Source organism: Ruegeria sp. S263, from assembly GCF_056780525.1.
Window position 1 is genome coordinate 1,053,552 of sequence record NZ_CM165558.1, and the last position, 25,313, is coordinate 1,078,864.

31 protein-coding genes are annotated in these 25,313 nt (G+C 58.6%); 17 read left to right on the forward strand and 14 right to left on the reverse strand.

Features of this window, described 5'->3' with window-relative positions; genetic code table 11:
• The first annotated feature begins 21 nt into the window (after window positions 1–21).
• Together ACT2B1_RS05230 and ACT2B1_RS05235 are read left to right on the forward strand one after the other, a co-directional pair.
• Window positions 22–3,477: a chromosome segregation SMC family protein gene (locus ACT2B1_RS05230; protein WP_481668705.1), complete on the forward strand. Its 3,456-nt coding sequence runs from the start codon at window positions 22–24 to the stop codon at window positions 3,475–3,477.
• A gap of 53 nt (window positions 3,478–3,530) precedes the next feature.
• Window positions 3,531–3,881, forward strand: a complete 351-nt coding sequence (locus ACT2B1_RS05235) for a hypothetical protein (protein ID WP_481668706.1) — start codon at window positions 3,531–3,533, stop codon at window positions 3,879–3,881.
• An 8-nt stretch (window positions 3,882–3,889) separates the two neighbouring features.
• Here ACT2B1_RS05235 and ACT2B1_RS05240 read toward each other — a convergent pair whose 3' ends face one another.
• From ACT2B1_RS05240 to ACT2B1_RS05260, 5 genes are all read right to left on the reverse strand, one after another.
• Entirely contained in the window at window positions 3,890–4,405 is a 516-nt protein-coding gene (locus tag ACT2B1_RS05240) for a GFA family protein (protein WP_171126870.1), read from the reverse strand.
• Window positions 4,389–4,682: an antibiotic biosynthesis monooxygenase family protein gene (locus ACT2B1_RS05245; RefSeq protein ID WP_171125310.1), complete on the reverse strand. Its 294-nt coding sequence runs from the start codon at window positions 4,680–4,682 to the stop codon at window positions 4,389–4,391. The genes ACT2B1_RS05240 and ACT2B1_RS05245 overlap by 17 nt, the downstream gene beginning before the upstream one ends.
• Before the next feature lie 110 nt (window positions 4,683–4,792).
• On the reverse strand, window positions 4,793–5,956 hold the full coding sequence (locus tag ACT2B1_RS05250) for a lytic murein transglycosylase (protein ID WP_481668707.1): 1,164 nt from the start codon (window positions 5,954–5,956) through the stop codon (window positions 4,793–4,795).
• 11 nt (window positions 5,957–5,967) lie between these two features.
• Window positions 5,968–6,888 carry an adenosylcobinamide-phosphate synthase CbiB gene (gene cbiB, locus ACT2B1_RS05255; protein ID WP_481668708.1) on the reverse strand — a complete coding sequence of 307 codons (921 nt, stop codon included), beginning with the start codon at window positions 6,886–6,888 and terminating at the stop codon, window positions 5,968–5,970.
• On the reverse strand, window positions 6,885–7,850 hold the full coding sequence (locus ACT2B1_RS05260) for a threonine-phosphate decarboxylase (protein ID WP_481668709.1): 966 nt from the start codon (window positions 7,848–7,850) through the stop codon (window positions 6,885–6,887). The genes cbiB and ACT2B1_RS05260 overlap by 4 nt, the downstream gene beginning before the upstream one ends.
• Window positions 7,851–8,033: 183 nt before the next feature.
• Here ACT2B1_RS05260 and ACT2B1_RS05265 point away from each other — a divergent pair, with 183 nt between their 5' ends.
• Window positions 8,034–8,396: a response regulator transcription factor gene (locus ACT2B1_RS05265; RefSeq protein WP_171126866.1), complete on the forward strand. Its 363-nt coding sequence runs from the start codon at window positions 8,034–8,036 to the stop codon at window positions 8,394–8,396.
• On the opposite strand, the gene ACT2B1_RS05270 is transcribed toward ACT2B1_RS05265, so the two are convergent.
• Window positions 8,378–9,367 carry a glutathione S-transferase family protein gene (locus tag ACT2B1_RS05270; protein WP_171241368.1) on the reverse strand — a complete coding sequence of 330 codons (990 nt, stop codon included), beginning with the start codon at window positions 9,365–9,367 and terminating at the stop codon, window positions 8,378–8,380. The genes ACT2B1_RS05265 and ACT2B1_RS05270 overlap by 19 nt on opposite strands.
• Before the next feature lie 213 nt (window positions 9,368–9,580).
• On the opposite strand from ACT2B1_RS05270, the gene ACT2B1_RS05275 reads away from it, so the two are divergent.
• Window positions 9,581–9,934, forward strand: a complete 354-nt coding sequence (locus ACT2B1_RS05275; protein ID WP_171241367.1) for a hypothetical protein — start codon at window positions 9,581–9,583, stop codon at window positions 9,932–9,934.
• 35 nt (window positions 9,935–9,969) lie between these two features.
• Here the strand turns inward: ACT2B1_RS05275 and ACT2B1_RS05280 are convergent, their stop codons facing one another.
• Entirely contained in the window at window positions 9,970–11,142 is a 1,173-nt protein-coding gene (locus tag ACT2B1_RS05280) for a MalY/PatB family protein (RefSeq protein ID WP_171241366.1), read from the reverse strand.
• Between the two features lie 94 nt (window positions 11,143–11,236).
• Between ACT2B1_RS05280 and def (ACT2B1_RS05285) the strand changes: the two genes are divergently transcribed.
• Genes def (ACT2B1_RS05285) through ACT2B1_RS05305 form a run of 5 tightly spaced genes read left to right on the forward strand, consistent with a single transcriptional unit; the run spans window position 11,237 to window position 13,685 of the window.
• Window positions 11,237–11,755, forward strand: coding sequence for a peptide deformylase (gene def, locus ACT2B1_RS05285; protein WP_171125297.1), 519 nt, complete (start codon window positions 11,237–11,239; stop codon window positions 11,753–11,755).
• A complete protein-coding gene (def, locus tag ACT2B1_RS05290; protein ID WP_171241365.1) occupies window positions 11,752–12,246 on the forward strand; it encodes a peptide deformylase in 495 nt (164 codons plus the stop codon). The genes def (ACT2B1_RS05285) and def (ACT2B1_RS05290) overlap by 4 nt, the downstream gene beginning before the upstream one ends.
• Before the next feature lie 43 nt (window positions 12,247–12,289).
• Entirely contained in the window at window positions 12,290–13,204 is a 915-nt protein-coding gene (fmt, locus tag ACT2B1_RS05295; RefSeq protein ID WP_481668710.1) for a methionyl-tRNA formyltransferase, read from the forward strand.
• 6 nt (window positions 13,205–13,210) lie between these two features.
• Window positions 13,211–13,447, forward strand: coding sequence for a hypothetical protein (locus ACT2B1_RS05300; protein WP_171125291.1), 237 nt, complete (start codon window positions 13,211–13,213; stop codon window positions 13,445–13,447).
• Between the two features lies 1 nt (window position 13,448).
• Window positions 13,449–13,685 (forward strand): GlsB/YeaQ/YmgE family stress response membrane protein, encoded by a 237-nt coding sequence (locus ACT2B1_RS05305; RefSeq protein ID WP_171212620.1) that lies wholly within the window; start codon window positions 13,449–13,451, stop codon window positions 13,683–13,685.
• Window positions 13,686–13,737: 52 nt separating this feature from the next.
• Here ACT2B1_RS05305 and ACT2B1_RS05310 read toward each other — a convergent pair whose 3' ends face one another.
• The 6 genes from ACT2B1_RS05310 to ACT2B1_RS05335 form a co-directional block, all read right to left on the reverse strand.
• The gene (locus ACT2B1_RS05310) at window positions 13,738–14,361 is read right to left on the reverse strand and encodes a trimeric intracellular cation channel family protein (protein ID WP_171241363.1); all 624 of its coding nucleotides are present in this window, start codon (window positions 14,359–14,361) and stop codon (window positions 13,738–13,740) included.
• Window positions 14,358–14,825: a ribonuclease HI gene (rnhA, locus tag ACT2B1_RS05315; protein WP_171125287.1), complete on the reverse strand. Its 468-nt coding sequence runs from the start codon at window positions 14,823–14,825 to the stop codon at window positions 14,358–14,360. Before rnhA ends, ACT2B1_RS05310 begins: the two co-directional genes overlap by 4 nt.
• Window positions 14,818–15,405, reverse strand: coding sequence for a class I SAM-dependent methyltransferase (locus ACT2B1_RS05320; RefSeq protein WP_371808138.1), 588 nt, complete (start codon window positions 15,403–15,405; stop codon window positions 14,818–14,820). The genes rnhA and ACT2B1_RS05320 overlap by 8 nt, the downstream gene beginning before the upstream one ends.
• On the reverse strand, window positions 15,402–15,854 hold the full coding sequence (locus ACT2B1_RS05325) for a DUF3429 domain-containing protein (RefSeq protein ID WP_171212618.1): 453 nt from the start codon (window positions 15,852–15,854) through the stop codon (window positions 15,402–15,404). Before ACT2B1_RS05325 ends, ACT2B1_RS05320 begins: the two co-directional genes overlap by 4 nt.
• On the reverse strand, window positions 15,851–16,801 hold the full coding sequence (gene ispH / locus ACT2B1_RS05330; protein ID WP_481668711.1) for a 4-hydroxy-3-methylbut-2-enyl diphosphate reductase: 951 nt from the start codon (window positions 16,799–16,801) through the stop codon (window positions 15,851–15,853). The genes ACT2B1_RS05325 and ispH overlap by 4 nt, the downstream gene beginning before the upstream one ends.
• Window positions 16,802–16,988: 187 nt before the next feature.
• A complete protein-coding gene (locus tag ACT2B1_RS05335) occupies window positions 16,989–17,561 on the reverse strand; it encodes a LabA-like NYN domain-containing protein (RefSeq protein ID WP_058278950.1) in 573 nt (190 codons plus the stop codon).
• A gap of 140 nt (window positions 17,562–17,701) precedes the next feature.
• On the opposite strand from ACT2B1_RS05335, the gene folK reads away from it, so the two are divergent.
• The 5 genes from folK (at window position 17,702) to ACT2B1_RS05360 (ending at window position 22,338) form a co-directional block, all read left to right on the forward strand.
• Entirely contained in the window at window positions 17,702–18,271 is a 570-nt protein-coding gene (gene folK, locus ACT2B1_RS05340; RefSeq protein WP_171212616.1) for a 2-amino-4-hydroxy-6-hydroxymethyldihydropteridine diphosphokinase, read from the forward strand.
• A 94-nt stretch (window positions 18,272–18,365) separates the two neighbouring features.
• On the forward strand, window positions 18,366–18,719 hold the full coding sequence (rpoZ, locus tag ACT2B1_RS05345; RefSeq protein WP_142639234.1) for a DNA-directed RNA polymerase subunit omega: 354 nt from the start codon (window positions 18,366–18,368) through the stop codon (window positions 18,717–18,719).
• Between the two features lie 26 nt (window positions 18,720–18,745).
• Window positions 18,746–20,878, forward strand: coding sequence for a RelA/SpoT family protein (locus ACT2B1_RS05350; RefSeq protein ID WP_171125279.1), 2,133 nt, complete (start codon window positions 18,746–18,748; stop codon window positions 20,876–20,878).
• 16 nt (window positions 20,879–20,894) lie between these two features.
• On the forward strand, window positions 20,895–21,593 hold the full coding sequence (locus ACT2B1_RS05355) for a DUF2062 domain-containing protein (protein ID WP_171125277.1): 699 nt from the start codon (window positions 20,895–20,897) through the stop codon (window positions 21,591–21,593).
• The gene (locus tag ACT2B1_RS05360; RefSeq protein WP_171241361.1) at window positions 21,586–22,338 is read left to right on the forward strand and encodes a pyridoxine 5'-phosphate synthase; all 753 of its coding nucleotides are present in this window, start codon (window positions 21,586–21,588) and stop codon (window positions 22,336–22,338) included. The genes ACT2B1_RS05355 and ACT2B1_RS05360 overlap by 8 nt, the downstream gene beginning before the upstream one ends.
• 10 nt (window positions 22,339–22,348) lie before the next feature.
• On the opposite strand, the gene ACT2B1_RS05365 is transcribed toward ACT2B1_RS05360, so the two are convergent.
• Window positions 22,349–23,197, reverse strand: coding sequence for an alpha/beta hydrolase family protein (locus ACT2B1_RS05365; protein WP_171212613.1), 849 nt, complete (start codon window positions 23,195–23,197; stop codon window positions 22,349–22,351).
• Between the two features lie 123 nt (window positions 23,198–23,320).
• On the opposite strand from ACT2B1_RS05365, the gene acpS reads away from it, so the two are divergent.
• From acpS to rnc, 3 genes are all read left to right on the forward strand, one after another.
• A complete protein-coding gene (acpS, locus tag ACT2B1_RS05370; RefSeq protein ID WP_171212612.1) occupies window positions 23,321–23,722 on the forward strand; it encodes a holo-ACP synthase in 402 nt (133 codons plus the stop codon).
• A 75-nt stretch (window positions 23,723–23,797) separates the two neighbouring features.
• Window positions 23,798–24,637, forward strand: a complete 840-nt coding sequence (gene lepB / locus ACT2B1_RS05375) for a signal peptidase I (protein WP_171125269.1) — start codon at window positions 23,798–23,800, stop codon at window positions 24,635–24,637.
• Entirely contained in the window at window positions 24,634–25,311 is a 678-nt protein-coding gene (rnc, locus tag ACT2B1_RS05380) for a ribonuclease III (RefSeq protein WP_171125267.1), read from the forward strand. The genes lepB and rnc overlap by 4 nt, the downstream gene beginning before the upstream one ends.
• Window positions 25,312–25,313: the final 2 nt, after the last annotated feature.

Genomic DNA, 25,313 nt, shown 5'->3' on the forward strand with positions numbered 1-25,313 from the left:
GAATCATGGGACCCGTCGCCTTTGCGCTTTAGCAAACTCAAACTCACCGGCTTCAAAAGCTTTGTTGATCCGACCGACCTGATCATCGCGGACGGGTTGACCGGAGTTGTGGGTCCAAATGGCTGCGGCAAGTCCAATCTCCTGGAAGCGTTGCGTTGGGTGATGGGGGAAAACCGCCCCAAATCCATGCGCGGTGGCGCGATGGAGGATGTGATTTTTGCGGGGGCGGCCACACGTCCCGCTCGCAACTTTGCCGAAGTTGTTTTGACCATGGACAACTCGGAACGGCTGGCCCCGTCAGGGTTCAATGACACCGATCAGCTTGAGATCGTACGCCGTATCACCCGCGATGTGGGCAGCGCCTATAAGACAAATGGCAAGGACGTGCGGGCGCGCGATGTGCAGATGCTGTTTGCCGATGCGTCCACGGGGGCGCATTCACCCGCGCTTGTGGGTCAGAACCGCATCGCCGAATTGATCAACGCCAAACCTCGCGCGCGTCGGCGTATCCTGGAAGAGGCTGCGGGGATCTCCGGTCTGTACCAGCGTCGGCACGAGGCCGAGTTGAAGCTGAAAGGTACTGAATCCAACCTGACGCGCGTCGATGACGTGCTGGAACAGCTTGGAACGCAGCTTGCGCAGTTGGCCCGACAAGCGCGCCAGGCTGCCCGGTATCGCGAGATTGGCGAACAGTTGCGGCAGGCCGAGGGGATGCTGCTGTATCGCCGCTGGAAAGAGGCCGACATGGCCCGCCAGCAGGCCGAAGAAAAGCTGCGCGAGCGCATTACCGAGGCGTCCCGCGCCGAGGCCGAAGCGCGTGAAGCGGCGGCCAAACGCGCCGAGATCGAGCAAACTCTGCCCCCTCTACGCGAGGAAGAGGCGATTGCCGCTGCCGTGTTGCAACGCCAGCAGGTGCAGCGCGATCAACTGGCCGACCAGGAAACACGCGCGCGGCAGACGATCGAAACCTTGACCAACCGCATTCAGCAGTTGGGTAACGATATTGAGCGTGAGGCCGGTCTGAACCGCGACGCAGGTCAGATGATCGAACGGTTGGAATGGGAGGCGAGAGAGCTTGCCAAGGCCACCGAAGGACATGACGAGAAAGTCGCCGAAGCCGCCGAGATTGCGCGCGAGGCAGCGTCTGTCCTGCAGGACCGCGAGGATCACCTCTCGCAGGAAACCGAGGATATGGCCCGTCTTGTCGCCCGGCACCAGTCGGCGCAGCGTTTGGTTGAGGACAGCCGCAAGACGCTGGCCCGGTCTGAGGGTGAAGAAGAAAAAGCCCGTGTTGCGGTGGACGAAGCCCGTGACGCACTAAGCCGCGCAACCGACGCGTTCGAGGCCGCTCAGGAGGGTGAGGAAGAAGCCCGAGAATTTGCTGAGGCCGCCGAAGAAGCCCTGGCCGCTGCGGATGAGTTGCGCACCGAAACACAGGCCCGAGAGGCCGAGGCCCGTGCCCAACGGTCCGAAGCTGAAGGTGAGCTTGGCGCCATTCGCGCCGAAACCGCGGCCCTTGCGAAACTGGTCGAACGTGACACGGCCGAAGGCGGGCAGGTGCTTGACCTGCTGCGCGTTGCACCGGGTTACGAAAAGGCGCTGGGTGCGGCGCTGGCCGATGATCTGCGCGCGCCTCTGGTCGAAGGTGACGGACCGTCCGGCTGGGTTCAGGTTGCCGGATACGATGCCGATCAGCCCCTGCCAGACGGCGCAGAGCCGCTGGCGCTGCATGTCTCAGGGCCGGACCGTCTGAGCCGCCGGATTGCTCAGATCGGGTTGGTCGACGCAGAACAAGGTGAGCGGTTGCAGGCCTCGCTGCAACCAGGGCAACGTCTGGTGTCGCGCTCGGGCGACTTGTGGCGCTGGGACGGGTTCCGGGCCTGGGCCGAGGACGCGCCAAGCGCGGCTGCCCTTCGGTTGGAGCAACTGAACAAGCTGGAAGCGCTGAAACAGGAATTGGCCCGGACCGAAGCGCAAGCCGATGGCGCACGCGCGGCGCATGAGGCCCTGTCGCAGCAACTGGCGGATGTCACCGAAGCGGACCGCCGAGCGCGTGAAGCCCGCCGTGCTGCTGATCAGCGTATGGCAGAAACTGCTCGGCAACTCAGCCGGGCCGAGGCCGACCGCAATCTGGCACAGGGCAAGCTTGAGACTTTGACCCTTGCCGTCGACCGCCACAAGGAAGACGCCATGTCTGCCCGCGCCCAACTGCGCGAGGCCGAGGGTGCGCTGACCGGTTTGGGTGATCTGGACAGCGCCCGCGCGCAGGTTGAGGACATCAAACAGACAGTCGAGGCCGCGCGGATCACGATGCTGACCCACCGTTCGACCCATGATGAGCTGCGCCGCGAAGGAGAGGCCCGAACCCGGCGCACACAAGAGGTGACCAAAGACCTGAGCGGGTGGCGGCACCGTCTGGACAGTGCCGAGAAGCGAATTTCGGAACTGGCAGAGCGCAAGGAAAGCTCGGAAGACGAGCTGTCCGAAGCCATGGCCGCCCCCGGTGAAATTGCCGAGGCGCGCGAAGAACTCAACGAGTTGATTGAAACGGCCGAAGCGCGTCGGGCCGAGGCTTTGGATAAGCTGGCTCTGGCCGAAACCCAGCAGCGCGAAGTTGTCATGGCCGAGCGGGATGCAGAGCGCGTCGCGTCCGAAGCCCGCGAGACCCGAGCGGCTGCCGAGGCACGGTGTGATGCCGCCAAAGAAGGGGTGACCGCGGCGGCTGAACGCATTGCCGAAGATCAGCAACTGACCCCGAACCAGTTGTTGAATCAGTTGGACGTGAACCCCGACCAGATGCCCGCCGCCGACGCGCTTGAGGCCGAGGTCAACCGCCACAAACGTCAGCGCGACGCGATGGGCGCGGTGAACCTGCGCGCCGAAGAAGACAGCAAAGAGGTTCAGGAGGAATTCGACACGCTGAACGGTGAAAAGGCTGATCTGGAAGAGGCGATCAAGGCGCTGCGCAGCGGTATTGCCAGCCTCAACCGCGAAGGGCGCGAGCGTCTGCTGACGGCGTTTGAACAGGTGAATTCGAACTTCGCCATGCTATTCAAGCACCTGTTTGGAGGCGGCGAGGCCAATCTGGTCATGGTCGAAAGCGATGATCCGCTGGATGCCGGGCTTGAGATCATGTGCCAGCCGCCGGGCAAGAAGCTCTCGACCCTCAGCCTGTTGTCGGGTGGGGAGCAAACTCTGACCGCGACCGCGCTGATCTTTGGCGTCTTCCTCGCCAACCCCGCGCCGATCTGTGTGCTGGACGAGGTCGACGCGCCTTTGGACGACGCCAACGTGACGCGCTTCTGCGACTTGCTGGACGAGATGTGCCGCCAGACCGACACGCGGTTCCTGATCATCACCCACCACGCGGTGACGATGGCAAGGATGGACCGGCTGTTCGGCGTGACCATGCAGGAACAAGGCGTCAGCCAACTGGTTTCCGTCGATCTGAAGAAGGCCGAGCAGATGGTCGCCTGACCGCTCACTGCATCGTGACGCCTGTTGCGGGTCTTTCACGATAGGGTCGCGGTATGACCCGATATCTGATCCTCGTCCTGCTGATCGCTGGCCCCGCCAGCGCCGCCGATTGGCCGACCAAACCCGGAGACACCCCCCTGTCGCCCGAAGAGCTGGACGCGTTGGCGGGTCAAACTTTCACCTTCTACGATGACGGTCAGGCTGCATTCTCGGCCGGGGGTGCCTACTCCTATACCTACGCCAGCGGCGACGCGGCCTTTGGCACCTATTCCATCGCCGAAGACGGCAGCGTCTGTATCGCCTATCGCAACGGATTCAGTCGCTGTGATCTGTACGTGCGCAGTGGAGAACGCTTGATCCTGATTGATGAGAAAGGCGATCGGTATCCGGTCAGGCCGGAGTGACTGATCCATCAGGAAAAAGCTGTCTCCAATCGTTTTAGCGAACTTTGAGGCCACACTTCATCGAATGTGTAAAATTCTTTGAAGGCGGGAATCTCCTCGCTGAGTGGTACCCAAGCTTGTTTGCTGTTCGTGAAAATCTGCGCATCCGGAGGACATTGATCCGGGTTGTCCAATGTCCCAACACGCACGTACTTTAACTTGCCAAGACGGATCATGTAGCTGCTGAACACGGCGACGCCACAATTCTTGCAACGCGTAATAATCTGGCCTTTACCGCTTGGCGTGGAAAGTTCGTGTTCAGTGATCGGCCCCTCAAGCTGCACGCGGTCAGCCTCAATAATGGCGTTCAAGACATAAGCCGCTCCGGTTTGTCGCTGGCATTCGTTACAGTGACAGCAATGGACGAACATAGGTGGTGTCGTCATCTGATACGTTACGGCTCCGCAGCCGCATTTTCCCTTGATCATTGTTTCCCCCAAGTTGTCGTTTGCATTCGTGCCATCGTCTTTATTCGACCAGTTCATAGTGTTTGATCGAACGCGACTCGACCAACTCTGTCTCTGCGGGATCGATGTGCGGACTCTGGTAGTCTTCGCCGACAAACGCCTTAAGTGACTCTAGATTTTCCCACACCATAACAAAGCTGAATTCTCGGGGTGTGTCGGTGCGCGCAGCCCCAGGAAATACTTGAACCATGCCCTTGGTGCTTCGCATCAAGGGGATCGCTGTTTCATGGAAGAATTTGCTGAACTCTTCTTCTTTGCCCGGCCGAGTCACGACCTGAAAAATGCGCATGATCATTCTTCCATCCTCCGAAAAGTTTGGTTCCTGCATGCACGAGCGCCTCAGCTTCTAGGACCATATCATTTTGTAACGACCTTGTCTTATCAGGGCACAAGCCAGACACCGCGTCACAACCGCCCCAACAACTCTGCCGTCGGCCACGCATCCGCAGGCAGACCCAGCCGTTGTTGCTCGGCCTGAACGGCCGCCCGTGTCCCGGCCCCCAGAATGCCGTCGATCTTGCCTACATCATGGCCGCGTGCCTGAAGTTTGGTTTGTAGCTGCTTCATCTGTGCGCCTGTCAAACCCTGTGTTGGATTCCCGGCGTCATAGATTTGGGCACCTTCCAGACGGGTGCCGAAATAGGCGGCGGTCAGGACGTAGACAAAGCTCTGGTTCCATTCGAAATAGACGTCCAAATTGGGATAGGCCAGAAACGCCGGTCCCTTGTGTCCCTGCGGCAGGATCAGTGACGCAGGCAGATTGGCCAGCGAACCGTTTCGGGCCTGTACTCCCATCGCCTGCCAGTCCGAGACCGGGCGCGGCTTGCTCGGGCCGGACAGGGACCAATCCATTTGGTCCGGAACCGCGACCTCCTGCAGCCACGGCTGACCTGGTTGCCACCCAAGATGCGACAGCATTTTTGCGCCGGACATTAGCGCATCCGGGGCCGAGGTTTTCAGCGAAACCGTCCCGTCTCCGTCGCCGTCCACGCCATTGTCCAGAATATCCTGCGGTAGCATTTGAACCATGCCGATCTCACCCGCCCACGCGCCGGTCGTTCGGGCGGGGTCGAAATTGCCCTGACTGTACAATTCCAGCGCCGCAAATATCTGAGGGCGGAACAGTTCGGGCCGGCGGCAATCATGGGCCAATGTCACCAGTGCGTTGCGGGTGTTGAAATCCCCCTGAACCGCTCCGTAGTCGGTTTCAAACGCCCAGAATGCCAGCAACACGCCGCGTGATACCCCATATTCCCGCTCAATCCGGTCAAAAACAGCGTCGTATTTGTGTGACATGGCCTGCCCGCGATCTATACGGTTTTGCGAGATCAGGCGGCGAGAGAAATCAATGAATGGTTTCTGAAAGACGCCTTGCGCGCGGTCAGCTCTGAGAACGGCGCCATCCTGCTGAACACCTTGAAAGAAAGCGTCGATAGTAGATTTATCAAACCCGTTGTCCACCGCCTCGGTCTTTAGCCCATTCACAAAGGAATTGAACCCGCCACCACATTGGGCAAAGGCGGGTGTGATGAATAGGGTGGTTGCAACAAGACCAGAAAGAAAACGCATGGGTGGCACCGTCAGAGAATAAAACTAAGCCCAGCCCACACCGACACGAGGCCCAGCGCAAGCCCCCAAACGGTCCACAGCATGTTACATGCGCGGAAAACCTCCGGTGCACCGATCTCACGCGGGGCGTCACCGTTGACCCATGCCAAATCCCGAAGCCTTCCATCATAGCTGCGCGGCCCGGCAAGTGCGACGTTCAGGGCACGGGCCATGGCGGCCTCGGGCCAGCCTGCGTTTGGCGAGATATGGCGCCGCGCGTCTGAGGTGATTCCTTGCCACTGCGCCCATTGACCAGATTGCACGACGATCATGACGCTGGTCAGGCGGGCAGGGATCAGGTTCAGAACATCATCCAGACGGGCGGCGGCCCAACCAAACTCAAGATATTTTTCTGAGCGGTAGCCGATCATGCTGTCGGCCGTGTTGACCGCCTTGTAGATCAGCAGACCCGGCAGCCCGGCAACCAGAAACCAGAAGGCGGGCGCAATGACACCGTCGCTCAGGTTTTCGGCGGCACTTTCGATCGCTGACCGCGCGACCTGTGCCTCGGTCATGTCGCGTGTGTCCCGTGAGACAATCATGGCCACTTTCGCGCGCCCTTGGTCAAGCGAGGCGTTCAGCCCCTCGGCCACATCTCGCACATGCGTCACAAGGGATTTCTGCGCCAAGAGAATGGCGCAGATCACAAGCTCAACCAGGGGGCCAAGCATGGCCAGTGCGCCTCCGAGTATCATTGCGCCGATGACCAGTAGGACGACCACGGCGACCCCTTTCAGGCGCCGGTGCCCGCCACTATTCAATCGTTTGTCCAGCAGGCCGATAAGGTTACCGATCATCACCGCGGGGTGCCTTACCCGAGACCACACCCAATCTGGCTCCCCCAGTGCCGCGTCCAGGCACATGGCGCAGACCAGCAGAAAAGCGGTGCTCACAGCGCGGCCTCCAGCCGTGCCCAGCCATTTGCAGGTGGAAGCCCCAGCCGCAGGTAGGTTTGCGAATAGGGGAAGATGCGGCTCCAGATATGCGCATGGGCCAGACGGTCTTGCCAATCGGCGGCCTTGTCGACCGCATAAAGACGGAACAGCGTGGTTCCCCCCACAAGCCTCGCACCCTTCCGCGTCAGAAGGGTATCCAGCCTGATTGTTTCCTCGGTCAGGCGTTGGCGTGTGGCGTCGGCCCAAGCTGTATCGCTCAGGGCTCGTTCTCCGATCTGCAGGGCGGGACCGGAAACGGCCCAAGGTCCGGTCAGGTCGTTCAGGCGGGCAATCAGGTTCGGGTCGCCGATTGCGAAGCCAAGGCGTAATCCCGCCAACCCCCAGAACTTGCCAAAGCTTTTCAGTACGATCACACCCGGTTTGGTCCCCAAATGGATCAGGGACGCTTCGGGGCTGACATCGCAAAAGCTTTCGTCAATCACGGTTAGCGGGGCATTTGCGTCGGCTTCGGTCCATATCCGCCCATCAGGGTTGTTAGGATGCACGATAACGCGGGCTTCGGTCGGACCGTCGGACTGAACTGACCATCCATGCGTTGAAAAAGCGGCTGCGTGTTCATTGTAGGTGGGCGGCGTGATGTGAACCCGCCCGCGCGGTGCAAGATCGGGTATGCGTGCAATCAGGGCGGAAGCGCCAGGTGCGGGTAAAATATCAGCCTCGTCAGGAACGGACCAAAAACGCCGCGCGGCACTGGTCAGGCGTTCAAACGCGCCGTGATCGGGAAGCGCGCTCCAATCCGAGGGCGTCAAACCCGTGACATCATAGGGATGCGGATTGATCCCGGTCGAAAGATCCATCCAATCGCCGCGTGCCCCACCATAGGATTCGATTGCCCCGTCTAGCCCGCCGCCATGATCCCGTTTGGATCGGGGGTTCAAGATATCGTTATGGGTTGCCATCGTGAAGCTCGTTGGAATCCTTGATTTCGGTCCGTTTCAAGCGGATTTTCGCCGTCGGCACAAGCAAATCCACGCGATCCGGAAGCCCTGCAGATACCGTTAACAGTTTGTTAAGGAAATCGCGTGATCACAAATTACAGGGGCCAGCACTGTTTGTTCTACCTAGCCCCGAGGTTGTCGCTGATGAATGTTTTGATTGTAGAGAGTAACCCCGATCTTGGTCGGGTCTGGAAAAGGCATCTGGAGCGTCAGGGCGCTGAGGTCACGCTTGTGGCCGGGCAAGAGGCCGCGATCCTTGCGCTTTATGGCGCAGAGTTTGACATCATTGTGTTGGACCTTGTGCTGGAAACCGGCAGCGCTCTGGCTGTTGCCGACTTCGCCAGCTATCGCCGCCCCGAAGCGCGGGTGATATTTGTCACCAACACCACGTTTTTCTCGGATGGGTCGATTTTCGCGCATAGCCCAAATGCCTGCGCCTATGTCCAAAGTGAAACGCCGCCAGAGGATCTGGCGGCGATGGTTGAACATTACGCGGCGGGTCGCTGACCGCGACCGTGTGGTTCCATGTAGTCCAGCATGGGGTTCACCGGGATAATCCGATGCGGATTTATACTGTCGTGACTATAGTGGTAGTGCCGCACAATATGGTTCATGTTCACGGTCTGAGCGACACCGGGCCATTGATAAAGCTCGCGGGTATAGGCCCACAGGTTCGGGTAATCGACCAGACGGTTTCGGTTGCACTTGAAATGCAGGTGATAGACGGGGTCGAACCTGATCAAGGTTGTGAACAGCCTCCAATCAGCTTCTGTAACGCGATCTCCCATAAGATACCGATGGGTGCTCAGGCGGTTTTCCAGCCAGCCCAGTGTTTCAAATAGCGGCCCAACAGCCGCGTCATACGCTTGCTGACTGGTTGCGAACCCTGACTTGTACACGCCGTTGTTGACGTCAGAATAGATACGCGCGTTGACCTCTTCGATATCGTCACGCATAGCCTCGGGCCAGTAATCGTCGGTGTTTCCTGTGATCCCGTCGAAGGCCGAGTTGAACATGCGGATGATCTCGGAACTTTCATTCGAAACAATGGTTTCCTGGGTATTGTCCCATAGAATTGGCACCGTAACGCGGCCCGAATAGGCGGGATCGGCCTTGGTATAGACTTGATGGGCGAACTCCAACCCAAAGAGCCCGTCCCCTGTGGCGCCATGGTCGTCTGTTTCAAACGTCCAGCCTTTGTCCATCATGTCAGGATGTACCACTGAAACCGAGATAAGGTCAGTCAACCCCTTCAATTCGCGAAAGATCAACGTGCGGTGTGCCCACGGGCAGGCGAGGCTGACATAGAGGTGATAGCGATTCGGTTCGGCCTTGAAGCCCCCCTTGCCGGACGGACCTGCGCTGCCGTCTGCCGTTATCCAATTGCGAAACTGCGCTGCACTGCGTTTGAACGCCCCGCCTGTGGACTTGGTGTCATACCATGTGTCGTGCCACTTGCCGTCGACCAACAGGCCCATGCTCTGATCCTCCGAATTGAGATGTCAAAGAACATAGGCGGTCGCCTTAAAGGTTCCTATGCGAGGCGACGCGCATATTGCCTGCGCCTGCGCACAAGTCCGGTTGGGATTTCCGTGCAACAGGTTGAAATCCAAACGCTCTTGGTGACCAGCTTTACTGGATTTTTACATTCTGACCCTCACAATAGGACTCTGCTGCGGGGGAAATTTGCAATGACGACCTATGTTTCAAAGGAAATGAGTGCCGAATTGGATGCGGCACGAATCGCAGGATTGAAAAAGACAAGCCGACTTCGTGTTCAATTTGGCGACAATACGTTCAAAGTCCTGCGATTGTGGAAGGATGGCTTTACCGTCGAAGCTGAAACGACACCTCAGCTTCGTGGTCTGGTCGATATTTATGATGGCGCAAATCACCTCTACCAGTGCCTGATCATCGCGGATCAGGACGAAGCCGGTGAAATGCGGTATGAATTCAAGCGCAGCACTGCTGCCTCGGACAAGGCTCCGCTGGATTTCTACCGCGATCCCGATGCTCCGATAGCCTTGCTGGGGCATAAGGACTAAGCCTTAGCCCAAAGGATCAATCGTTGGGCTTGGATTCACTGCAAGTCAGAAAAGGCCTGTTTCAGCCTGTTGCAAGCTTCTTCCACGCGGCTGCGCTGGGTTGCCAGATTGAACCGCTCGAACGTCTCGCCGCCCGGACCAAATCCGGGGCCGGGCGAGGTCGCGATCTTGGCGTCCTCACGCAGGCGGCGGATAAATTCAGGGTGATCCATTCCGGTTCCTGAAAAATCGACCCAAGCCAGAAAAGTCGCCTGAAGTGGCATGGACCACAGGCCGGGGATATCTGCGATGGCTGCGTCAAAAAGCTTTCGGTTACCGTCAAGATGCGCAACCTGTTCGTCGACCCATGCGGCGCCTTCGGGCGAATAGGCCGCCATGATCATCGCCACGCCCAAAGCGCTGGGCGCATAGTCAAGGGTGCCGAGGCGATGGACCATCGCCGCGCGCAGTTTTGGGTCGGGAATGATCATGTTGCCGGTGCGTTGACCCGCAATGTTGAACGTCTTGGAGGCCGCCGTCAGGGTCACCGTCCACGGTCGTGCAGCGGGCGCGGCCACGTCCATGGGGACAAAGGTGCTGCCGGGGTAGACCAGGTCATGGTGAATCTCATCAGAGACCAACACAAGGCCATTGCGTTCAGCAAAGGCTGCCACAGCGCGCAACTCATCCGCAGTCCAAACCCGACCGGAGGGGTTCTGGGGTGAACACCACAGAAGCATCTTTTCTGTCCCGTCCAAGCGCGACTGCGCGTCGTCCAGATCAATCGTGTAACTGTCGCCCTGTCGTGCCAGCGGGCATTCCACCACGCGGCGGCCGGATTTGTTCACCTTGTGGGCGAACTCATGATAGACGGGCGTGAATATGACCACGCCGTCCCCGGGCTCGGTCCACACATCCAGACACAGCGCGATCGCATTGCCCAGCCCTTGCGAGGTCAGGACCCAATCTGTGTCAATGTCCCATGCATGACGGTTTTTCATCCACCATTGGACCGAAGTCAGATAGTCAGGGTGCGCCCACGAATACCCGAAAACACCGTGATCCGCGGCCTTTCGAACGGCTTCGATAACGCAGGGTGCGCTGGGATAATCGGAATCTGCCGTCCACATCGCCAGCCCGTCCTGCGGTGAAATACCGTAGAGTTTCTCTAGCTTGTCCCATTTTGAGCTATAAGTGCCCCGGCGGTCGATCAGGTCGTTGAACGTCATGTCTTCTCCATCTGTCGGCTGGAAAGCTAGCTACAATTTTGGCAGGTGCAAGGGGGGCGTTGCGGCGGGGCGTGTGATGGCCTAAATCAACCCCATGAAACGCTCAATTCTTATTCATCCCGACCCCCGACTGAAAAAGGTCTGCGCCCCGGTGACCGACCTGTCGGACGAGCTGCGTCAACTGGCCGATGACATGCTGGAAACCATGTATGACGCCCCCGGTATTGGGCTGGCCGCGCCGCAGATTGGCGTGCTGGATCGGCTGATCGTGATGGACTGCGTCAAGGAAGAGGGCGAGGAACCGCGCCCGCTGATCATGTTCAACCCCGAGATCATCGCATCGTCGGACGAAACCAACGTCTATGAAGAAGGTTGCCTGTCGATCCCCGAGCAATTTGCAGAAGTGACCCGACCCAAAGTCGTCGAGGTGGCGTGGATTGACCGCGACGGCAATGCGCAGCAGGAAACATTCGATGACCTCTGGGCGACCTGCGTGCAGCACGAGATTGACCATCTGAACGGCAAGCTGTTCATCGACTATCTAAAACCGCTGAAACGCCAGATGATCACGCGCAAGATGCAAAAGCTGAAACGTGAAAAGGCGCGCGCATGACCGTTCGTACCTGTCTGCCATGGCCCGACAAGCGCCTGCGTACCAAGGCAGAGGTTGTGAGCGAAATCACCGACGATATCCGCGCGATCTGGGATGACATGGTCGACACGATGGAGGCGATGCCCGGCGTGGGCCTTGCTGCGCCTCAGATCGGTGTGATGCTGCGGTTGGCGGTCGTGGATGGTTCGACCGAGCGGGGCCGGGCCGTGCGACTGGCGAATCCCGAGATTCTGCACAGCTCGATCGAGATGCGTGAACATGATGAGGCCAGCCCAAACCTGCCCGGCGTGTCGGCCAAAGTGAAACGACCTCGTGCGGTGACCGTCAAGTTTCTGAATGAACAAGGCATGATCGACCGCCGTGATTTTGTCGGGATCGAGGCGACAAGTGTGCAGCACCAGATCGACCATCTGAACGGCCGCATGTATTTCGACCGGCTCAGCAAGGTCAAACGCGACATGCTGCTGCGCAAAGCCAAGAAACTCGCGTAGGCCGGGCTTCAGCCCGGCACCGCCCAAGCCTCGGAGCCCTGTCATGCGCATCATCTTCATGGGAACGCCCGAATTCTCGGTGCCGGTGCTGGATGCGCTGGTTGAGGACGGGCATGAGATTGCCGCCGTGTATTGCCAGCCACCGCGCCCGGCGGGGCGAGGTAAGAAAAACCGCCCGACCCCGGTGCATGCGCGAGCCGAGGCGTTGGGCCTGGCTGTACGCCATCCGGTTTCTTTGAAGTCCGAAGAAGAACAATCCGCTTTCGCTGCGCTGCAAGCTGACGTCGCCGTCGTTGTGGCATATGGCTTGCTGTTGCCTCAGCCTATTCTGGATGCGCCGCACCTTGGCTGCCTGAACATCCATGCCAGCCTATTGCCCCGCTGGCGAGGGGCCGCGCCGATTCACCGTGCAATCATGGCGGGTGATGCACAGACCGGTATCTGCATCATGCAGATGGAGGCAGGGCTGGACACCGGCCCTGTCCTGCTGCGGCAGGCCACCGATATTCGAGATCAGGAAACGACCGACCAACTACATGATCGGCTTTCTGAGATGGGCGCGGGTCTGATCGTTCAGGCGTTGGCCACCTTGCCTGACCTGACGCCGGTGAACCAGCCCAACGACGGTGTGACCTACGCCGCCAAGATCGACAAATCCGAAGCGCGCATCGACTGGACACGCCCGGCGGTTGAGGTTGATCGCCAGATACGCGGGTTATCACCCTTTCCCGGCGCGTGGACCATGGCCGCAGGCGAGCGGATCAAACTTCTGGCCTGCTGTCTGACTGTGGGACAGGGCACCCCCGGTCAGGTTCTGGACGACGCGTTGTGTGTCGCTTGCGGAGAGGGGGCCGTGAAGCTCCTGCGCTTGCAAAGGGCGGGCAAAGGCGCGCAGGATACAGAAACGTTCCTGCGCGGTTGGCCAATCCCGGCCGGTACGCTGTTTCAATCGGAGTAACACCGCATGTTCATGATCCTGATGGGCACAATTGTGATCGCCGGGATCGTTGGATACCTGTCCGAAAAGACCGGTTTCACGCATAACGGATATGTGCCTTCGATCATCATATGCATTGGTGGAGCGTTTCTGTTTTATTTTGTCCGTATCATGTTCGGCATCAGCTTTGGCGCGCCCGGTCTGAATGCCGTGATCTCATCCATTGGCGCGCTGATCATCGTGCCGACGCATTGGAGGAAATGACATGCCCGTAATCGCTCTGATCGTGATTGGCGCAGCCGCAGGGTTTCTGGCCACGCGTCTGATGCGGATCGAGGCTGACATTCCGACAACGATGCTCATTGGCATAGTCGGCGCGCTGGTCGGAGGGTTTCTGCTGCGCACATTGATAACGGTTGCAGGGTGGCTGTCCGGTTTTGTCGGAGCTGTTTTGGGCGCATTACTGGTGATCTGGATCTGGCAAAAATATCAGCGCCGCTGATCTGCGTGTCCTCTGTTCGCTTAACCTACAATACGTGACCCAAGCCTCGTTGCTAACGACGCGGTGGTCTGCTTTTGTAGACTGGCAATCGCCAGCCAAACAGCAGCGATCCAGCCCTGAGGGCCCAGCAGACAAGGGCACAGGCGGAAAGAGCGGCAAAGGTGTCCAGCCCTAAACGGGTTGCTAATACGGCCGTCAGAGCACCAGCAAAGGCGCAAGACACATAAAGCTCGCCCTGTTTCAGAACCAGCGGGACCTCATTGCAGACCACGTCGCGCATCAATCCGCCGAGGCAACCTGTAATGATCCCCATCAGAACAACGATGACGCCGGAATGACCCAGTGACAACGCAGCCGCCGTTCCTGCGGCAACGGCGATGGACAGGGCAAAACTGTCCAGCCAAACCAGCCAATTATACCGGCTTTCCATCAGGTGTGCGGTGAAAAACACCAGCGCTGCAGCACCCGTTGCGATCAGGATGTAATTTGGCTGGCCAACCCAGAAAACCGGGTGCCGGTCCAGCAGGAGATCACGCACTGTTCCGCCGCCAACCGCAGTCAGGCAGGCAATGAACGCAAAGCCCACCAAATCCAACTGCGCCCGGCTTGCAACCAAGGCGCCCGTCAACGCGAACACAAAGACCGAGGCATAGTCCAGCAGTGCCAGACCGCTCACGCCTTTTCCTTTTTTGGCTTGAACGGAGCCATGCCCGCACGGGCCAGTTCGTCGGCCTTTTCGTTCTCGGGGTGTCCGGCATGTCCTTTGACCCACTCCCACGTCACGTCGTGGCGGGTCTGCGCTTCGTCCAGTCGTTGCCACAGATCGACATTCTTGACGGGCTTTTTGTTCGAGGTCTTCCAGCCATTGCGTTTCCAGCCGAAAATCCAGCCGGTCACTCCGTTCTTTACATAGGCGCTGTCTGTAACGACCGTGATCTTCGAGGCCCGCTCCAGTGTTTCCAACGCGCTGATCGCGGCCAGCAATTCCATGCGGTTATTGGTAGTTTCGGCCTCTCCGCCGTTCAGCTCGCGTTCTTTCAGAACGGTGTCGCCATCCATCGCGCGCAGCAACACACCCCATCCGCCGGGGCCGGGATTGCCGGAACAGGCCCCGTCTGTATAGGCGAACAGTTCAGGCATGGGCGAGCACCAGAATGAAGCCGTCGTATGACCCGGCCAGCCCCGCTCCGACGCCAGTGGTGATCTGGTCGATGGTAAATCCGGTGGTTGCAAGGGCCTCTTCGATCTCGGTCTGCGAGAAATAGGTATAGAACCGATCCAGGTCGTCGCGATGTTCCCCCGTGCCGAGTTTCAGGCCAAGGAAGAAAACGCCCTGAGGTTTCAAAGCGCGGTGGATCGCCGTCAAATGACGTGGGAAATCTTCGCGCGGGGCGTGCAAAAGTGAAAAGCTGGCATAGATGCCATCATACTTAGAAACCTCGGTCACGTCATCGAACGTGCCGAGATGTGCATCTATGCCATTTTCCAAGGCGTGATCGACAAAGGCCTGTGTTGCGTCCAGCGCGCGAACCCGCAAGCCTTCGCGCTGCAAGAACGCACTGTCTGAACCGGGACCAGAGCCGAGGTCCAGAACATAGCCACCATTCACGACGGCTTCGGCAAAGGCCATGCGCGCTTCGATCTGTTCGGGGGGCAGGGGGATACTCAGGTATTCTGCAACGCGGGTTGTGTAAGCATCGATCGTTCTTTTATCGGTCACAGGTATACTCCGACGGCAAGGCAGGCCAAGACAACGGCCGTCAGCAACATGCGCAACCGCATCCACCAGACCGGGGTCAGTCGCCAGTATGAAAACATGGCGTCCAATAAAAGCAACCCGGCAAATCCGTACATCAGGTTTGTTCCGGCACTGACTGGGCCGCCGCCTGTCTTGAAGAACGCCCATAGCGCAGGCAGGACCGAGAGCGTGTAGCAGGTTGCTGCTTTGCTGGCCGACGTTTTGGTCGCGAAGCCCCACAAAACGCCTGACATGAAGCTCAGGATGACCGAACCGTAGAATAGCTGGATATACGGCCCAACAAACCGAGGCCCCAGCGCCTGTTTCCCCCAGTCGTTCAGATCACCGTTCAGGTAGGTCAGAGCACCCCAGATGAACGGGATGAGACCGGCTAGTCCAAGGAGCAGGGGGGCTTTTGGTATTCCGCTCATGCGGGTTCCCGCAGCACGCGCGGGACTTTGAATTCAACGTTTTCGACGGCCGTTTCCACCATCTCGACCGTCACGTCATAGTGATCGCGGAAGGCATCTATCACCTCGTTCACCAACACTTCGGGGGCCGATGCACCCGCCGTGATTGCAATGCTGGAGATCCCTTCCAGCGCACGCCAGTCGATATCGGTCGCGCGCTGCACGAGCTGGGCATAGTCACACCCAGCGCGCGAGGCAACTTCGACCAGACGCCGTGAATTGGACGAATTGGGTGCCCCCACCACCAACAGGGCGTCGGATTTTGGCGCAACGGCCTTGACCGCTTCCTGTCGGTTGGTCGTCGCATAGCAGATGTCTTCCTTATGCGGTCCGACAATCGCCGGGAACCGGGCCTGAAGCGCCGCGATAATGTCTTTTGTGTCGTCGACAGACAGGGTGGTCTGGGTCACAAAGGCCAGCTTTTCGGGGTTGCGAACCTGAACCGTAGCAACATCTTCGACCGTTTCGACCAACAGCACTTCGCCCGCTGGCAGCTGGCCCATGGTCCCAACCGTTTCCGGGTGCCCCTTGTGCCCGATCATGATCATCTGAAGACCCGCGTCCGAGTGGCGCTGGGCTTCGACATGGACCTTGGAGACCAAAGGACAGGTCGCGTCCACATAGATCATTTCGCGCCGTGTCGCCGTTTCCGGGACCGATTTCGGCACGCCATGGGCGGAAAAGATCACTGGCCGGTCATCAGGGCATTCGTCCAGTTCCTCGACAAACACCGCTCCTTTGTCGCGCAGCCCGTCGACGACAAATTTGTTATGCACGATCTCGTGGCGCACATAGACCGGCGCACCCCATTTTTGCAGTGCCATTTCAACGATCTTGATGGCCCGGTCGACACCGGCGCAGAACCCGCGCGGCGCGGCAATGTACAAAGTCAGCGGGGGCTTGTTCATGTCACGGTCTCCTTAAGGCCACAGGTAAGTCTTTTCCCGGCCTTGGTCCAGACAGGACTGCGTCATTGATCTGACATGAATCAGTGCTAGCCAAGAGGTGTTTTAGCACCTGTCTTTAGTTAAAGAAGCGCGGTCAGGTGATAAACCTGACCGCGCCGTTTTCAACTCGGTTGTGAGTGACCGGGTGTTACTGCCCACCGGCCGCAACGCTGCGCGGTTCCATGGGCATCTCACGCGGAGGGCGGCCGATCACGTCGCGCAGGTCCTCCAACTCGATGAAGTTGTCCGCCTGGCGGCGCAGTTCGTCCGAGATCATCGGCGGCTGGCTGCGAATGGTCGAGACGACCGATACACGCACGCCCTGACGTTGCAGGCTGGCAATCAGCGGGCGGAAATCCCCATCGCCCGAAAACAGCACGATATGATCCACGCGTGGTGCCAGTTCCATGGCATCGACGGTCAGTTCAATGTCCATGTTTCCTTTGACTTTCCGACGCCCCATGCTGTCGGTGTATTCCTTTGCCGGTTTTGTCACCATGGTGAAGCCGTTGTAATGCAGCCAGTCAACCAAAGGACGGATCGGCGAATACTCGTCGTTTTCCAAGAGCGCTGTGTAGTAGAAAGCTCTGAGCATCTTACCGCGACGCATGAATTCCTGACGCAGCAGCTTGTAGTCGATATCAAACCCAAGCGCTTTGGCGGCCGCATAAAGATTCGAGCCGTCGATGAACAGCGCTAGCCGTTCGTCTTTATAAAACATAAATAGTTCCTTCCGGTACAAACCAGAACGCCGGGTGTTACGTGAGTGAGTCTAGGAAATAGGCGGCGCGCTGATACGCCTATAATTAGGGCATTTAATGTGTATCGCAAGTATGCAATTCACCGAATATAGGGAGTAGAATGCGCAAATTTTCGTCAAAAGTGGTGATCGCACTAGGTGCAAATCTCAATTTGAGGGATCAAGGACCCAAGGTGACACTGGAAAAGGCGCTTGACGCGATACCGCGTCAGGGGGTGCTGATTCGCGCGGTCAGCCGGTTTTTCGAGACGCCGTGTTTCCCAGCCGGAGCGGGGCCGGATTATGTCAACGCGGCCGCGCTGATCGAGACTGACAAGACCCCGGCAGAGCTTTTGCACCTGCTGCATGAGGTCGAGCATGACCACGGCCGCCAACGGGTTCAGCGCTGGGGAATGCGCACACTGGATTTGGATCTGGTTTGCTATGACGATCAGGTGCTGCCCGATCGCGATGGGTATGAGCGGTGGAGAACCTTGTCTGCGGAAGACCAAAAACAACAGGCGCCGGATCAGTTGATCCTGCCGCATCCCCGTCTTCAGGATCGGCCTTTTGTATTGGTGCCCATGGCAGATGTCGCCCCGGATTGGCGTCATCCGGTGCTGGGCGGAACCGTGCAGGAAATGCTGGCAGACCTTCCTGCGGACGATGTCGCGGCAGTCACCCCAATGTGAACGGTGCATTTGCAGCATTTCCTGCTTGTCAAGGCGGGGATTCGCGCTTAGATAAACCTCTTCCTGACATGGATTCAGTAACGGAGAGCGCCCTATGGCCCGCGTGACGGTTGAAGACTGCGTAGACAAAGTGCCAAACCGGTTCGAGCTTGTGATGCTTGCCGCCCATCGTGCGCGCGAGATTTCCGCTGGTGGCCCGATCACCGTGGACCGCGACAACGACAAAAACCCCGTCGTTTCGCTGCGCGAGATCGCGGACGAAACCCAAAGCGCGGATGAGCTGCGCGAGCGCTTGATCGAAGCCAACCAGACCCAGATCGAGGTTGATGAGCCGGAAGAAGACCAGATGGCTCTGCTGATGGGTGCGGAAACCGATAAGCCTGCGGACGACGATATGTCCGAAGAAAAGCTTCTGCGCGCTCTGATGGAGGCTCAAGGCCAGGGGTAATCCCCTCGAACGAAGGTGCGGACCGGATGATTTCTGCAGACGATCTGATTGCGCTGGTCCGCAACTACAACCCTAAGACAAATGCAGACCGCATCGCCCGGGCTTATGAGTTCGGAAAGCAGATGCATGAAGGCCAGTTCCGCCACTCGGGAGAGCCTTATTTTACCCACCCCGTTGCCGTTGCCGCCATCCTGACCGAACAGCGTCTGGATGATGCAACGATCATCACGGCCCTTTTGCATGACACAATCGAGGACACCAAGGCCAATTACGGCAAGGTGTCTGATCTGTTCGGGGATGAGGTCGCCAAGCTGGTGGACGGTGTCACCAAGCTGACGAACCTGCAGCTTTCCAGTCGTGAAACCAAACAGGCCGAGAACTTTCGCAAACTGTTCATGGCGATGTCCAAGGACTTGCGGGTTATTCTGGTCAAGCTGGCCGACCGCCTGCACAACATGCGCACGATCAAGGCGATGCGCCCCGAAAAGCAGGTGCAAAAGGCGCGCGAGACGATGGATATCTACGCGCCGCTTGCAGGCCGCATGGGGATGCAATGGATGCGCGAGGAGCTGGAAGACCTCGCCTTTCGCGTTCTGAACCCCGAAGGCCGCCAGTCGATCATTCGCCGTTTCATCACATTGCAGCGTGAAACCGGTGACGTGATTCATCGCATCACGGGCGACATGCGGCGCGAGCTGGAAAAGGCTGGGATCGAAGCTGAGGTGTTTGGCCGCGCTAAGAAACCTTATTCGATTTGGCGCAAGATGCAGGAAAAGGATCAGGGCTTTTCGCGCCTGTCTGATATCTATGGGTTCCGCATCATCACGCAGACTGAGGAAGATTGCTACCGGACGCTGGGCGCAATTCACCAGCGGTGGCGTGCGGTGCCGGGGCGCTTCAAGGATTACATCAGCCAGCCGAAATCGAACGGGTACCGCTCGATCCATACAACCGTGTCGGGACGCGACGGTAAACGGGTCGAGGTTCAGATTCGTACCCGTCAGATGCATGACGTTGCCGAAACAGGTGTGGCTGCGCATTGGTCTTATCGCGATGGTGTCCGCTCGGAAAACCCGTTTGCGGTCGATCCGGCGAAATGGATCGCCAACCTGACCGAACAGTTTGACAGCGAAGAGGATCACGAAGATTTCCTCGAGGCGGTCAAGTTGGAGATGTATTCCGACCAGGTGTTCTGCTTCACGCCCAAGGGCGACGTGGTCAAGCTGCCGCGCGGGGCAACGCCGATTGACTTTGCGTATGCAATCCACACCCGGATCGGGTCCGCCTGTGTTGGCGCCAAAGTGGACGGCATCAGGGTTCCGTTGTGGACACGGATCAAGAATGGGCAATCGGTGGATATTATCACCGCCGACGGGCAAACTCCGCAGGTGACTTGGCTTGAGATCGCAGTGACCGGGAAGGCCCGAACCGCCATTCGCCGTGCCTTGCGCGAAGTGGACCGTGAACGGTTCATCAAGCTGGGCAAAGAGTTGGCGCGGTCCGGCTTTGATCACGTCGGACGCAAAGCGACCGACAAAGCCTTGGATACGGCCGCCAAGCATCTTCGTTTGAAAGACCGCCACGAATTGCTGGCGCGGCTTGGCAGCGCGGAACTGACCGCCCATGATGTGGTCAGTGCGGTCTATCCGGAACTGACACAGGATGACGGCGACGCGATCCCGTTGCGCCGTGCTGTGATCGGTCTGGAGCCGGGGCAGAAATTCGACCGCGCGCCTTGCTGTCAGCCTTTGCCGGGTGAGCGGATCGTGGGGATTACCTATCGCGGGAAAGGCGTTGTGGTCCACGCCATTGATTGCGATCGCCTGACCGAGTTTGAGGGCGAGCCCGACCGTTGGGTCGATCTGCACTGGCATACCGGAACGCACCCGGCTGTTTATGGTGCAACCCTGGACCTGACCATTGGCAATGACGCCGGGGTGCTGGGGCGTATTTGCACATTGATCGGCGAGAAAAAGGCCAATATTTCAAACTTGGAATTTGTCGACCGCAAACCGGATTTTTACCGTTTGTTGATCAATGTCGAACTTCGGGATCTGGAGCAATTGCATTCGCTGATGCTGATGCTGGAGGCCGAAAGCGACGTTGCCGCGGTCGAACGCTACCGGGACAGGACCAAAACCGCCGTGGCGGCTGGCTAGGAAGGGGTGATCAGGAGTGGTTTTCAAGCGCCGAGATCGACGCTCGCCTGTCCAGATCGCATCCGAATTCGTCTATCCCCGAGGCGGATGGACGCGCGCTTTTCACTACGTCAAACATCGGGTCCGCCGCCTACCGGATTCGCCTGAACGTATTGCGCGCGGGATTGGGGCAGGGGTCTTTGCAGCGTTCACCCCTTTTTATGGACTGCACTTTGTCGTGGCCGCGGTGTGCGCGCGTTTGATCAACGGCAACATTCTGGCTGCGCTCAGCGGGACATTCTTTGGCAACCCGTTGACTTATGTACCTATCGGAGTGGTTTGCCTGCAGACGGGCCATTTCCTGCTCGGGACCGAGTTTCAGGAAGGCGACACGCAGGGGCTGATGGGAAAATTCGCTAATGCCCTGCGCGATCTGAAAGACAACCTGATCGCCATGTTCACCGACCGGGTCGCGGATTGGCACGGGCTTGGCATCTTCTATCGTGAGGTGTTCTACCCCTATCTGATTGGCGGAATTCTTCCGGGTCTTTTGGCCGCTGCGATTTGTTACTACCTCAGCCTGCCTTTGATCCGCACCTATCAGCAGCGCCGCCGCGACAAGATCAAGGCAAAGTTTGATGAAATCAAACGGCTGGCCGAAACCAAGACTGCCGTTCCAGTTTCAAACGCACTAGGCTCGGCCAAAAGTTCGGAAAAGGAATCAGGCGATGTCTGACAATCATTTGCGTCTGGGCGTGAACATCGACCACGTGGCGACCATTAGAAATGCGCGGGGCGGGGCCTACCCCGATCCAATGCGCGCCGCAAAACTGGCAGAGGAGGCTGGCGCAGACGGTATCACTGCTCATCTGCGCGAGGATCGCCGGCACATCGTTGATGCCGATATTGAAGCGTTGATGGATGCGCTGACCGTTCCGCTGAATTTTGAGATGGCCGCCACGCCCGAGATGCAGAAGATCGCCCTGCGCCATAAGCCGCACGCGGTCTGTATCGTCCCCGAAAAGCGCGAGGAACGCACCACCGAGGGCGGGCTTGAGGTTGCGCGCGAGGAAAACAAGCTGGCGCATTTCATCGCTCCGCTACGGGACGTCGGCTGCCGCGTGTCCATCTTCATCGCCGCCGACCAACGCCAGATCGAGGCCGCCCATCGCATCGGTGCCGAAGTGATCGAACTGCACACCGGTGCATATTGCGACGCCTTTGCCGAGGGCCACATGGACGAGGCCAATCGTGAACTGGAAAGCCTGCGCGAGATGTCGGCTTTCGCCCATTCGCTGGGCCTTGAGGTCCACGCAGGCCACGGCCTGACCTATGACACAGTTCAACCTATTGCCGCCTTCCCCGAGGTGCGCGAGCTGAACATCGGTCATTTCCTGATCGGCGAAGCCATCTTTCGCGGCCTCACCCCCGCCATTGCCGAGATGCGCAGAATGATGGATGAGGCGCGGAGCACAAGCTGAAACGGTGCCTCTACCGAGTGGCGGGAAGTTCTATGAACCATTGCGCCACTTGGTCCGCCCAATCGGCCTGTCGACCATGGCCGTGTGGCCCTAACGCCAACGTGACCGACCCCCCTTTACACTTGGTCCATCTTTTTTCCCAAGTTGATGAATTTGTATCCACCGCATTTGCCATTTGGCCGCATTCGTTGGTGCGGGTCAGCAGTTCGACAGACTTGAGAACACTTCCTTGTTCAAATTCATACCCGCCGAAAACCACGAACCTGCCTTCCAGCGGTACAGTGCGATCCGCAAATCCATGTGAGTGATGCATGTGCACCGGGCCGCTGCACCGTCGCCACATCGGTTCCCAAAACGCGCCGGATGCAGATGCGTAGGCAGATGCAAAGTCGTGCGAATAACAGGCCTTGTCCCAGACCATTGAACCGCCACGGGAATACCCGGCAAGTAAAATTCTATTAGCGTCCAGGCCAAAACGATTTACGGCGTCTGCTTTTATGTCTTCCAGTGCCTTCAAATCATCTCTGGGCCAGCGATGGCCATCGTGAACACCCCAGTCCAGAACTTTGGGGTTTCCGACATCTGCTTGTCCATTTGGAACGATGACCGCAATTCCCCTTTCAATAAAGGGGGTTGTAAGGTTGGATCGTTTGACTGCCGAGTCGGCGGTGGCGGCATATCCGTGCAGGTAGATTACGCTTGGGGCATTTTGCGGTACCTCTGGCAAGACGACCCTGTAGGTAAGCTGCCCAACCTGACATGGATTATCCTCTTCACCGCAGTCCTGATTTTGCGCCGTGGCGATGCTGGCCAACGGTAAGATGGCCGCCACAATTCCCCAGAATAGTCTGTTGAACATCTCCAAAGCCCTCTGCTGGGACAATTTGGTCAATGCTTATCACAAAATAGCGCTGACCCACCATCTGCTTGCCAAGCCAGTCAAATTACCGTTGATTGTCGCCATTGCTAAATTGAGAAACCAATGATCCTCGGCATCGGCACAGACCTCGCGAATATCGAACGTATCCAGGGCACGCTTGACCGGTTCGGCGACCGGTTCCGCAACCGCGTCTTCACTCAGATTGAGCAGCGCAAGGCCGAGAACCGTGCCGACACAGCTGGAACCTATGCCAAACGCTGGGCAGCGAAAGAAGCGTGCTCCAAGGCGCTGGGCACCGGTCTGCGTATGGGGATCGCGTGGAAGGATATGTCAGTCACCAATCTGAAAACCGGTCAACCGGTCATGCATGTGACGGGTTGGGCGGCAGAACGGCTGCGTGAGATGACCCCCGAGGGCCATGAGGCAATCGTCCACGTCACGCTGACCGATGATCACCCCTGGGCCCAGGCCTTCGTAGTGATCGAGGCGCGCCCGCTTCAATAACGCAGCGCTCAGCCTTGACTAACCTTGCCGCGCCACGCATGTAGCACCCCAACAAACCAAGGACCGGAGAGCAGTATGGCCGAGGACGTCAAAACCGGAAATCCCGTGTGGGAGACGATCAAAACCATCGTCTACGCGCTGTTGATCGCAGGTGTTTTCCGCACGCTGTTCTTTCAGCCCTTCTGGATTCCGTCCGGCTCGATGAAACAGACCCTGTTGATCGGGGACTTCCTGTTCGTCAACAAGATGGCCTATGGGTATTCTTATGCGTCCTGCCCCAGCCTGATTATTCCCAGCGTTGGCCTGAATATCGACGCCGAAGAAATCTGTGGATGGATGCAGGGCGAGGATAACACGCGTATTTGGGGCACTGAGCCAGAGCGCGGCGATGTGATCGTGTTCCGCCATCCGGTCAACGGGCGCGACTATATCAAGCGCCTGATCGGTTTGCCGGGCGATCGTATTCAGATCCGTGAAGGGCAGATCATTCTGAACGGCACCCCGGTCCCGCAGAAGCCCGACGGGGTATTCACCGAAATCTCTGAACCTCAGGGATCGCAGGGATTGAGACCACGTTGCGAAAACGGTCCGGTTGGCTTTGGCGGTCTTTGCGAAAAGTCCCGAGTGATTGAGACATTGCCCAATGGCGTGTCTTACGATGTGCTTAATATCGGCAATCAGGGATCGGACAATACCGGCATCTATACCGTGCCCGAGGGTGAATATTTCTTTATGGGCGACAACCGTGATAACTCCAGCGACAGCCGCCTGCCGGTATCGGCCGGGGGAGTTGGGTATGTCCCCTACGAAGACCTGATCGGTCGGGCCGACCGTATCATGTTCTCGTCCGCTGGCCGGTCTATGCTGTTCTTCTGGACTTGGCGGGGCGACCGGTTCTTCAAGGCGGTCAATTGAAGCTATCGGCTGAAATAAAAGCTTTTCAAAAGCGGTTGGGGTATGAGTTCTCGAACCCCGAACTTCTGGTACGCGCGCTGACCCATGGATCAGTCTCGTCGCCGACACGACCAGATAATCAGCGGTTGGAGTTTCTGGGCGACCGGGTATTGGGTCTGGTGATGGCAACGGCGCTTCTGGAAAGCGACAAGAAAGCGTCCGAAGGGCAGCTTGCCCCGCGGTTCAACGCGCTTGTTCGAAAAGAAGCCTGTGCGGACGTGGCGCGGCAGATTGATCTGGGGGCGGTGTTGAAACTGGGCCGATCCGAGATGCTGTCCGGCGGTCGTCGCAAACAGGCCCTGCTGGGGGATGCGATGGAAGCGGTTATTGCCGCGGTCTACCGCGATGCCGGATTTGAAACAGCGGCCGAGGTTATCCTCAGGCTGTGGGGTGACCGGATTCACAATGTCGAAGAGGATGCGCGCGACGCGAAAACCTCTTTGCAGGAATGGGCGCAGGCGCGGGGCCAGAAACCTCCGTCCTATGTCGAAATCAAGCGCAGCGGCCCGGATCATGCGCCGGTTTTCACCATCGCAGCCCGCCTTCAGGACGGAACCGAGGCGCAGTCAACGGCTGGATCAAAGCGTCAGGCAGAGCAGGCAGCCGCAAAAGCGCTGTTGGACAGGCTGACCTGATC

Bases quoted from the DNA above. Each gene is read 5' to 3' on its own strand.
- ACT2B1_RS05280 (WP_171241366.1), bottom strand. From the start codon at position 11,142: ATGACGTTCAACGACCTGATCGACCGCCGGGGCACTTATAGCTCAAAA.
- def (WP_171241365.1), top strand. From the start codon at position 11,752: ATGACCGTTCGTACCTGTCTGCCATGGCCCGACAAGCGCCTGCGTACC.
- ACT2B1_RS05240 (WP_171126870.1), bottom strand. From the start codon at position 4,405: ATGAACTGGTCGAATAAAGACGATGGCACGAATGCAAACGACAACTTG.
- ACT2B1_RS05325 (WP_171212618.1), bottom strand. From the start codon at position 15,854: ATGAGCGGAATACCAAAAGCCCCCCTGCTCCTTGGACTAGCCGGTCTC.
- acpS (WP_171212612.1), top strand. From the start codon at position 23,321: ATGATCCTCGGCATCGGCACAGACCTCGCGAATATCGAACGTATCCAG.
- ACT2B1_RS05335 (WP_058278950.1), bottom strand. From the start codon at position 17,561: ATGTTTTATAAAGACGAACGGCTAGCGCTGTTCATCGACGGCTCGAAT.
- ACT2B1_RS05265 (WP_171126866.1), top strand. From the start codon at position 8,034: ATGAATGTTTTGATTGTAGAGAGTAACCCCGATCTTGGTCGGGTCTGG.
- lepB (WP_171125269.1), top strand. From the start codon at position 23,798: ATGGCCGAGGACGTCAAAACCGGAAATCCCGTGTGGGAGACGATCAAA.
- def (WP_171125297.1), top strand. From the start codon at position 11,237: ATGAAACGCTCAATTCTTATTCATCCCGACCCCCGACTGAAAAAGGTC.
- folK (WP_171212616.1), top strand. From the start codon at position 17,702: ATGCGCAAATTTTCGTCAAAAGTGGTGATCGCACTAGGTGCAAATCTC.
- rpoZ (WP_142639234.1), top strand. From the start codon at position 18,366: ATGGCCCGCGTGACGGTTGAAGACTGCGTAGACAAAGTGCCAAACCGG.
- ACT2B1_RS05350 (WP_171125279.1), top strand. From the start codon at position 18,746: ATGATTTCTGCAGACGATCTGATTGCGCTGGTCCGCAACTACAACCCT.
- ACT2B1_RS05260 (WP_481668709.1), bottom strand. From the start codon at position 7,850: ATGGCAACCCATAACGATATCTTGAACCCCCGATCCAAACGGGATCAT.
- ACT2B1_RS05245 (WP_171125310.1), bottom strand. From the start codon at position 4,682: ATGATCATGCGCATTTTTCAGGTCGTGACTCGGCCGGGCAAAGAAGAA.
- ACT2B1_RS05270 (WP_171241368.1), bottom strand. From the start codon at position 9,367: ATGGGCCTGTTGGTCGACGGCAAGTGGCACGACACATGGTATGACACC.
- rnhA (WP_171125287.1), bottom strand. From the start codon at position 14,825: ATGCCTGAACTGTTCGCCTATACAGACGGGGCCTGTTCCGGCAATCCC.
- ACT2B1_RS05300 (WP_171125291.1), top strand. From the start codon at position 13,211: ATGTTCATGATCCTGATGGGCACAATTGTGATCGCCGGGATCGTTGGA.
- ACT2B1_RS05250 (WP_481668707.1), bottom strand. From the start codon at position 5,956: ATGCGTTTTCTTTCTGGTCTTGTTGCAACCACCCTATTCATCACACCC.
- fmt (WP_481668710.1), top strand. From the start codon at position 12,290: ATGCGCATCATCTTCATGGGAACGCCCGAATTCTCGGTGCCGGTGCTG.
- ACT2B1_RS05305 (WP_171212620.1), top strand. From the start codon at position 13,449: ATGCCCGTAATCGCTCTGATCGTGATTGGCGCAGCCGCAGGGTTTCTG.
- ACT2B1_RS05360 (WP_171241361.1), top strand. From the start codon at position 21,586: ATGTCTGACAATCATTTGCGTCTGGGCGTGAACATCGACCACGTGGCG.
- ACT2B1_RS05365 (WP_171212613.1), bottom strand. From the start codon at position 23,197: ATGTTCAACAGACTATTCTGGGGAATTGTGGCGGCCATCTTACCGTTG.
- ACT2B1_RS05235 (WP_481668706.1), top strand. From the start codon at position 3,531: ATGACCCGATATCTGATCCTCGTCCTGCTGATCGCTGGCCCCGCCAGC.
- ispH (WP_481668711.1), bottom strand. From the start codon at position 16,801: ATGAACAAGCCCCCGCTGACTTTGTACATTGCCGCGCCGCGCGGGTTC.
- ACT2B1_RS05275 (WP_171241367.1), top strand. From the start codon at position 9,581: ATGACGACCTATGTTTCAAAGGAAATGAGTGCCGAATTGGATGCGGCA.